This window comes from Nonomuraea turkmeniaca, assembly GCF_005889735.1.
In the GTDB taxonomy this organism is placed as follows: domain Bacteria; phylum Actinomycetota; class Actinomycetes; order Streptosporangiales; family Streptosporangiaceae; genus Nonomuraea; species Nonomuraea turkmeniaca.
Genome location: NZ_VCKY01000144.1, coordinates 19707 through 27309, shown reverse-complemented (window position 1 = coordinate 27309; position 7603 = coordinate 19707). Strand labels below are relative to the sequence as shown.

The 7603-nt window shown below is 69.5% G+C and carries 9 protein-coding genes and 1 tRNA gene; 2 read left to right on the top strand and 8 right to left on the bottom strand.

Features of this window, described 5'->3' with window-relative positions:
- Positions 1 to 24 precede the first annotated feature (24 nt).
- Positions 25 to 798 carry an enoyl-CoA hydratase-related protein gene (locus ETD86_RS34125; protein ID WP_138670767.1) on the bottom strand — a complete coding sequence of 258 codons (774 nt, stop codon included), beginning with the start codon at positions 796 to 798 and terminating at the stop codon, positions 25 to 27.
- Between the two features lie 49 nt (positions 799 to 847).
- Here ETD86_RS34125 and ETD86_RS34120 point away from each other — a divergent pair, with 49 nt between their 5' ends.
- Positions 848 to 1531 carry a tyrosine-protein phosphatase gene (locus tag ETD86_RS34120; protein ID WP_138670766.1) on the top strand — a complete coding sequence of 228 codons (684 nt, stop codon included), beginning with the start codon at positions 848 to 850 and terminating at the stop codon, positions 1529 to 1531.
- A gap of 76 nt (positions 1532 to 1607) precedes the next feature.
- Here ETD86_RS34120 and ETD86_RS34115 read toward each other — a convergent pair whose 3' ends face one another.
- The 5 genes from ETD86_RS34115 to ETD86_RS34095 all read right to left on the bottom strand — a co-directional run bounded on the left by ETD86_RS34115 (position 1608) and on the right by ETD86_RS34095 (position 5341).
- Positions 1608 to 2744: a nitric oxide synthase oxygenase gene (locus ETD86_RS34115; protein ID WP_138670765.1), complete on the bottom strand. Its 1137-nt coding sequence runs from the start codon at positions 2742 to 2744 to the stop codon at positions 1608 to 1610.
- Positions 2745 to 2993: 249 nt separating this feature from the next.
- The gene (locus ETD86_RS34110) at positions 2994 to 3404 is read right to left on the bottom strand and encodes a hypothetical protein (protein WP_138670764.1); all 411 of its coding nucleotides are present in this window, start codon (positions 3402 to 3404) and stop codon (positions 2994 to 2996) included.
- Between the two features lie 217 nt (positions 3405 to 3621).
- Positions 3622 to 3933, bottom strand: a complete 312-nt coding sequence (locus ETD86_RS34105; RefSeq protein ID WP_138670763.1) for a hypothetical protein — start codon at positions 3931 to 3933, stop codon at positions 3622 to 3624.
- Between the two features lie 131 nt (positions 3934 to 4064).
- Positions 4065 to 5033 carry a hypothetical protein gene (locus tag ETD86_RS34100; RefSeq protein ID WP_170223420.1) on the bottom strand — a complete coding sequence of 323 codons (969 nt, stop codon included), beginning with the start codon at positions 5031 to 5033 and terminating at the stop codon, positions 4065 to 4067.
- A 236-nt stretch (positions 5034 to 5269) separates the two neighbouring features.
- Positions 5270 to 5341, bottom strand: a tRNA-Asn gene (locus ETD86_RS34095).
- Between the two features lie 127 nt (positions 5342 to 5468).
- Between ETD86_RS34095 and ETD86_RS34090 the strand changes: the two genes are divergently transcribed.
- Entirely contained in the window at positions 5469 to 5804 is a 336-nt protein-coding gene (locus ETD86_RS34090; RefSeq protein WP_138670761.1) for a YtxH domain-containing protein, read from the top strand.
- 25 nt (positions 5805 to 5829) lie between these two features.
- On the opposite strand, the gene ETD86_RS34085 is transcribed toward ETD86_RS34090, so the two are convergent.
- The gene (locus tag ETD86_RS34085; RefSeq protein WP_138670760.1) at positions 5830 to 6306 is read right to left on the bottom strand and encodes a hypothetical protein; all 477 of its coding nucleotides are present in this window, start codon (positions 6304 to 6306) and stop codon (positions 5830 to 5832) included.
- On the bottom strand, positions 6303 to 7577 hold the full coding sequence (locus tag ETD86_RS34080; protein ID WP_170223419.1) for an amylo-alpha-1,6-glucosidase: 1275 nt from the start codon (positions 7575 to 7577) through the stop codon (positions 6303 to 6305). The genes ETD86_RS34085 and ETD86_RS34080 overlap by 4 nt, the downstream gene beginning before the upstream one ends.
- Positions 7578 to 7603: the final 26 nt, after the last annotated feature.

Sequence of the window (7603 nt, the reverse complement as noted above, 5' to 3'; positions counted from 1 at the left end):
GCGGGGCCGGGGACCGAGAGGCGCTCAGAGCGGCGGGAAGTTCGGGGGCCGGCGTTCCAGGAAGCTCGCGACGCCCTCCGCGAAGTCCGGCCGGCCGAAGGAGGCGACCATCTCCTGGACGGCCACCTTGGCCGACTCCTCGAGCGTGACGTCCCAATCACGCCACACCTGCCGCTTGATCACCGCCATGGACGCCGGCGAGCTGTGCACGGCCAGCTCCCGCGCGTACGCCCGCGCCTCCTCGACGACCCCGTCCCCCGGCACCACCCGGTTGACCAGCCCCAGCTCGTACGCCTCCCGCCCGGTGAACACCCGGCCCGACAGCAGCACGTCCATCGCCCGCTGCTGCCCCATGATCCGCGGCAGCACCCATGACAGCCCGTACTCGGCGATGAGCCCGCGCCGCGGGAAGGCCGTGGTCCATTTGGCGGATTCGGCCGTGAAGACCAGGTCGCAGACCAGGGCATGCACCATGCCGAGCCCCGCGCAGGCCCCGTTGACCGCCGCGATGATCGGCTTGCCGATGGTCGTGGGGAAGGTGTTGGGCCGCGGATCGGGGGTCTCGTCGTACGAGCCGGTCTGGATGGCGTTCAGGGTCTTGAAGTCGGCTCCGGAGCAGAAGCCCTTGCCCGCGCCCGTGACCACCACGGCCCGTACCGCGGGGTCTTGCTCCGCCTCCGCGAGCAGGTCGAAGTAGCGCCGCCCCATCGCGTCCGTCCAGGCGTTGAGCGTGTCGGGACGGTTGAAGGTCAGCGTGAGCACACCCTGGTCGACAGCTGAGAGCACGAGTTCCGCCATGCCCCAACCGAACCATGTTCTAGCCCGGAACGGCAAGTACCGTGTCCCCATGGACCGAGACCTCGCCTGGGACGGCTGCCACAACGTCAGGGATCTGGGCGGCTTACCGGCCGCCGGCGGGCGGCGTACCCGCTGGGGAGCCGTGGTCCGCTCCGACACGCCCGACCGGCTGACCGAGGCGGGCTGGGCGGCGGCAGCGGCCCACGGCGTGCGGACGATCGTGGACCTGCGCACCCCGGGCGAGCACCGGGCGGGCGACGGCCACCGCCCAGCGGGCATGGACGTGATCGACGTGCCGCTGCACGAGCCCGGCGAGCCCCACGAGCACGGCGGCACCCCGCTCTACCTCCGCGCCTTCCTGGAGCGCCACCCGGAGCGGTGCGCCCGCGTGCTGCGGACGATCGCGCAGGCGCCTCCGGGCGGGGTGCTGGTGCACTGCGTGGCAGGACGCGACCGCACCGGCCTGATCACGATGCTCCTGCTCACGCTGGCCGGGGTCGGCGTGCCGGACATCGTGGCCGACTACGAGCGGCCGGCGGCCCGCCTGCGCCCGCTCTACGCCAAGCTCGGCCAGCCCGACGACGACCTGCGCGTGCAGGCGTACCTGGCCAGGACGGGCGCCACCGCGCGCGAAGCCGTTCTCGCCACGCTCGACGGTCTCCATGGCCTGCACACCCATCTGAGCGCAGTCGACCTGACCGCGCTACGCGAGCGGCTGACGGCCGGCGGTTAGCCCTCCTCCTGCACGCCGGCCGGCCTGCGACGAAGCGGCATGTGCGGAAACGGCCATCCGCCATCAGCAATGGCGGCTAACGGTGGTGGACGAAGGCCGGCGTGAGAACGCTGGTGTCGTAGTAGCGGTGGAAGACGGGCGTGGCGCTGCCGGACAGCGGCGGCACGATCCACGACCAGTCGGCCGGGCAGACCCGCCCCGCCTTCTCCTCCTTCTCCAGATGGGTGAGGAAGCGCCGCGACTCGGTGTGGTGATCGGTCATCGTCACCCCGGCCCGCTCGAACGAATGGAGCACCGCCACGTTCAGCTCCACCAGCGCGTGGTCGCGCCAGAGCGAGCGCTCGGTGGAGGTGTCCAGGCCGAGCCTTTCGGCCACCACCGCGAGCTGGTCGTACCTGTCGGCGTCGGCGAGGTTGCGCGCACCGATCTCGGTGCCCATGTACCAGCCGTTGAAGGGCGCGCACGGGTAACAGATGCCGCCGATCTCCAGGCACATGTCCGAGATGGCCGGCACGGCGTGCCAGCGCAGCCCCAGCTCCGCGAACCACGGGTACTCGGGGTGCACGAGCGGCACCTCCAGAACGGCGTCGCCGGGCAGGTTGCACAGGAGCGGATCGCCGAGCCCCGGCTGGATGATCACCGGCAGCACGTCGAACCGGCCGCCGGTGCCGCCGCGCCACCCCAGCGATTTGGCCAGGTCGGTGAGCTCGGCGTTCTTGGGGTCGCCGACGATCCGGCCGTCGCGTTCCCGATGCCCGGCGTAGCGGACGAGCTGGTCGTTCAGTATGCGGGTGCCGGGCAAGGCGGGGGTGTCGGGCGGCAGCACGGTGACGGTGGGCCTGATCTTGCCGTTTCCGGTGGCCTCACGCAGGTGGGAGACGCATTCGAGGGCCACGCCCTCCGCGGTGCGCACGTCCCGGCGGTCGCGTACCCGCAGCGAGCGCCAGTAGAGCCGGCCGATGCAGCGGCTGCTGTTGCGCCAGGCCACCCGCGCGCCGAACTCGAGCTCCTCGAACGTGTGCGTGTAGGTGCCCGTACGGGCGACGTCCCTGCCGACGTCGCGCAGCCGGGCGTGCAGGCCGCCGGCGGACGGGTTCTCGGCGTGGTAGAGCTTGATGAAGCGCTCCGCCTCGCGCAGGTCGGTGGTGCGCTCCAGCCATGATCGTACGGCGGGCGCGTCGAAGGGACGCAGGGACGTGATCCAGGTACGCACGCGGCAACCAGCACTTCTCCATCAGCGGATCGCCCCGCCGGTTCCGGGTTCGGCGGCACGTCCTTGGCGGCGGCGCCCTTTCCTCGCCCCCGTCTCGACCTTCCCGCGGCTCCGGCCCCAGAGGACCGGAGCCTCCATCCTGCCCGCGCCACCCGCCTTTGTCCCCCCAAATGAAAAATCATGTGCTCGTCGCGTCACAAAGCGTGAAATGCGGACATGCCCCCCGATGGGTGCGGGGGGCACGACGGGCTACTTCGCCGCGAACTCGTCCCACACGCACGTGAGGTGGACGACGCGGCGCTCATGCCAGCGCTTGCCGACGACCTTGCGCGGCAGTTCCTTGCCGGGAACGCTGATCCACAGCCGGTCCGCGGGGACGACCGTGACGCCGTCCGCGGCGATGTCCCAGGCGTCCCCCGGCTCGATGACCTTCTCGTCGATGAGCTCGGCGACCTTGGCCTTGGAGAACTTCACGGCCTTGCCGCCGCCGACCCAGCACGTCAGCTTGCCACCGACGAAGGCCGGCTCAGCGTGCACCGTACCCGGGCCGCCGTAGCCCGGCCCCTGGTGCACCCGGTCGTCGGCCAGCGCGGTCCCTGCCATGCCCGCCAGTCCGAGCACGGCCGCGGTCCCGGCGATCGCGAGGCGCCGCTTCAACATTGGGATCTCCCTCCCCGAGGTGATTGCGAACACCTGGAGGGTCGTACGCCGCGCCTGAAGCAGCGCTTAAGACACCCGAAGGGATCTTCAGCGATCTATGATCCCCATAAACAACTCAAGGCCCTCCCCGGATGGGGAAGGGCCTTGAACGGTGGCTCGCGCGATAGGCTCGAACCGCCCTGCCTCTCAGTCAGTCACGGCTGCCGTGATTGAGAATTCACAGCGGTTCGCGCTTGTAGTAGAGCCAGTATCCCTTGGGGATGATGGGAATGGCTCGCACGCACTTATAAGTGTTGTAGTACGTCTTTCCGTTGGCCAGGCAGCTCGATTTGGTCTTGAACCTTCCCTTGGCCTTGTACCAGCGATCGGCGTGCGCCGCTACCGAGACTGCGCCCGCGCTGGACTTGTACTGGGAATCGGCGTGCGCCGCTCCCGACACTGCGCCCGTGGCCGTGAATATGGCAAGCCCGGCGAGGGCTGCCACCGACATTCGGCGGTGGCGCGACAAGGCGCGCCACCCCGACGCCACGGCCCGGTTCCGTGACCTTGGCGATCAGGAGCGTGCCAATGGCTCCACGCCGGAGATCGTCTCGGCCCGAGAAGAGGCGGCGGTAGGCGTCCATCGTCTCCGCGATGCCGGCGCGGCCGGGACGGTGGCTCTCACGCCCACTCGGTGACTCGGAAGACCGAGAGCATGTCATGCGAGCGAGGATCGGCCTGGTCGGTGTACGGATAGAAGGAAGCCTCGACGCCCACCCAGCCGCGCCATCCACCGTTGTCGTCGATGATCTGCAGCAACGGGTAAACGTGGGAGTTGCCCTTGTAGCATTCGCTGCCCTTTGCGAGGCAACTGCACCAGTGCCAGTGGGTGTCGCGACGATCCTTGCCGCTCAGCGCCTGGATGTAGTTCTGCAGGCTGTGATCTTTGTCGTAGGGCGCCGCGCAATTGCAGTTGGTCGTCTGCGGGGTTTTGTAGGCCAGGCACCACGTGCTGGTGGTGCACCGGACGTACTGGCTCATGTTCCAGTTTCTCTCGACGTACTTGACGGCTCCCTTGGTCGCGCGGTGGTAGGTCATGGTGAGCTCCGCGTCAGAATTCAACACCGTCTCCATCGCCCGCCGCGTCGCGAGACCGGCGTTGCTGCCGTAACCGTGACCGTGTGTGAGCTTGCCGGAGTACTTGAAGGTCAGACGTGCGTACGTCCCGTCGGGGGCGCTGTCGACCCACCATTCCTCGGTGCGCCAGGCGGTCTGATTCCAGGCGATGTTGACATATTGGCGTCCGGCGGTGTCGGCGTGCAGGGTGAAGGACCCTGTTCTGGCCTCGGGCGCGGCGGACAGAAATCCGTTGACGGTCTTTATCTCACATGGCCTGACGGTGTCTTTGGTGCCCGAGCAATTTCCCTTCGGAATGGTGCCCGTGCCGACGCGACCAGCCGGTGCGGTCTGACCCCATGCCCAGGTGTCGCTGCGCACCCTCCCGTCGGTAGTGAACCTGTACGTGCCCAGGCGCACCCAGTTACTCCCGGATTTCGGGCTCAGCGATCCGAACGAGACGACGTAGTTCGCCTTCTTCCCCGGCAGCGTCGCGGCGCTTGCCGGGCTCGCCGGGCCGATCAACGCCGCCACCAACAGCAGCGCGCATCCAACAAACCGCACCTGGCGCCCCCCTGCATGATCCTTGACGGGAGATCCTAGGCACCGGCGGTATACCGCCGGTATGTCGTGCTTGCTTGTCGTCTCCTGACCGCCTGCACCGGCAATGAAGTGGAGCGCGCCGACGGCATGCCATGAGGCCGGAACGACTCAGGCCCCTTCCTTGATCAAGGAAGGGGCCTGAGTCGTGCGTCCCTCAGCTCTAACAGCTCCCGCGATAGGACTCGAACCTATAACCTGCCGGTTAACAGCCGGCTGCTCTGCCGTTGAGCTACGCGGGATCGACTGCGTCTGCGCTGATCACCAGAGCTTTCGGCCCCTTCGTCGTGCGCAGGAATAGATTAGCGCACTCCGGGAGTGCGTGTCGCATCGTGAGCGGGGTAGGCCCGGAGACAGCGGAGGTGCGAAATGCGATATCGGATGACATTCGCTGCGGGCCTGGCGATCGGCTACGTGCTGGGCAGCCGGGCCGGACGCGAGCGGTACGAACAGATCAAGCGCACGGCGCAGCGCGTGGCCGACAACCCCCGGGTCCAGGAGGCCGCGGGTGTGGTCGGCGCGCAGGCCTCGAAGTACGCGGGTCTGGCCAGGTCCAGGATGGGCGACACGCTGCAGCACAGGATCCCGTTCCTGAACCGTGACGCCCACAAGCACGACGGCGGCACCGGCTGGCCGGACGAGGAAGCCGCCGCGGCCGCCGGTGTGGAGAGGAAGGCCGCCCGCGAGAGCGGGATCCCGTACTGAGAGGGCGGCATGGGTGTGTGCGAGGTCACACGCCCATGCTGCGTCGTACCCCTTCCAGGGCCTGCTCGGCCTGCGCGCGCAGGCCGGGGTCCTCGGGGTCGAGGCCCTCGTCGAAGACGAGGGTCCAGCCGAGCACCTCGCCGCCGGGCCGGCGCCTGGCCACCAGCCGCACGCCGCCCCGGCCGGGCAGCTTGACGTGCTTGTTCACCACGATCGTGGAGTTGACGCGTTCGCGGATGGTCTCGGGCAGCATGCGCGGCTCGTCCATGCGCTCGGCGTACGACCCGCCGTCCATGGTGATGATGCTCAGCCCCTCCTCGCTCCACGACGCCTTGTCGATCGTCTCGTACGGCACCCGCGTCCCGTCGGGCAGGTAGAGGGCGAGGTTCGTGGCCACCAGGTAGCCGCCGGACTGACCGGTGGCGAACGTCAGCACCCGCTCCCCCGGCTCGGTGGTCAGCGATGTGCGCACGTCGGCGGGCAGGCGGCGGAAGAAGCTCATTCGACCACGGTATCGGCGAGCAGGTCGAGGGTGAGCGCCGCGCTCCAGGAGAAGTCGCGGCAGCCGCGCCCGCTGCCGTCGAAGGGGTCGAAGCACTCGCGGAAGCCGGCCTGCCTGACCAGCCGCAGCGTGCCGTTGGTGAGCTGCTGGGTCAGGTGGTCGAGCGAGTGCACGGCCGCGGCCCGGCGCAGCAGCCAGTTGGTGTTCACCCACGAGGGCCCGCGCCAGTAGCGGGTGCGGTCGAACTGGGCGGCGCGGATCTCGCAGCTCGGCACCGGGTATCCGGTGGCGCCCATGAACCTGGCGGACTCCAGGATCTCGACGGCGGCCTGCAGGTGCTCGCTGGGCAGCAAGGGGTCGAGCAGCGGCCCGAACCCACCCACCGTGGACACCCTGATCAGCCGGCCGGCCCGCAGGTCCCTGGCGTAGAAGCAGCCGTCCCACAGGCGCTCGATCATGGCCTGCCTGATGCGCGCGGCCTGCTCGACGTGGGGTGTGGGGTCGGCGCGCGCGAGCGGCGCCAGCTCCGCCATGGCCTCGCAGGAGGCCAGCCAGATCCCGTTGAACATCGGGTCCTCGACCGCGAACGGGTGCTCGTCACGCAGGTAGCCAGGGCTGTATCCGGCGTCCCGGTAGCGCATGGCGAGCCAGACGTACCGGTCGTGGTCACTGTCGGGGTGGCGCTCGTCGAGCTCGACGTGGCGGTAGCCGTACCTGATCACGGGTAGCGCGGCCAGCGGCTCGTCCCAGGCCGGACTGTCGTCCATGCCCGACTCCCACGGATGCACGATCGCGGCCAGCCCCGCTCCGCCGAGGTCGCGGGCCGAGGCGAGGTAGTCGTGCTGGGCGACCAGCGCCTGGTACGTGTTCCTGACGAACGCCTCGTCGCCGGTGTGCTGGTAGAGCCACCACAGCGCCAGCCCGTGCAGCGGTGGCGCGGTCAGTCCCGAGGTGAGCACGTGCGGCGCGGCCTCGTGCTCCTGCGAGCGCCACACGGAGGGCCCCGGGAAGTACGCCTCCCGCGTGTGGAAGACGATGTGCGGCACCATCCCCGTCGCCCACTGCCCGCGCAGCAGGCTGAGCAGCTCGTCACGGGCCCGGTCCGGCCAGTGCCTGGCCAGGCCGATGACGACGAACGCGGAGTCCCAGCTCCATTGGTGCGGATAGAGACCTGGGGCGGGCACGGTGCCAGTGCCCGTCCAGTTCGCCTCGAGCACGGCCATGGCCTCGCGCCCGAGCGCGGCATCGTCAACCGCCGGCCGCGCCTCCATCACCCAACTATGCCTGGCGATCCCTC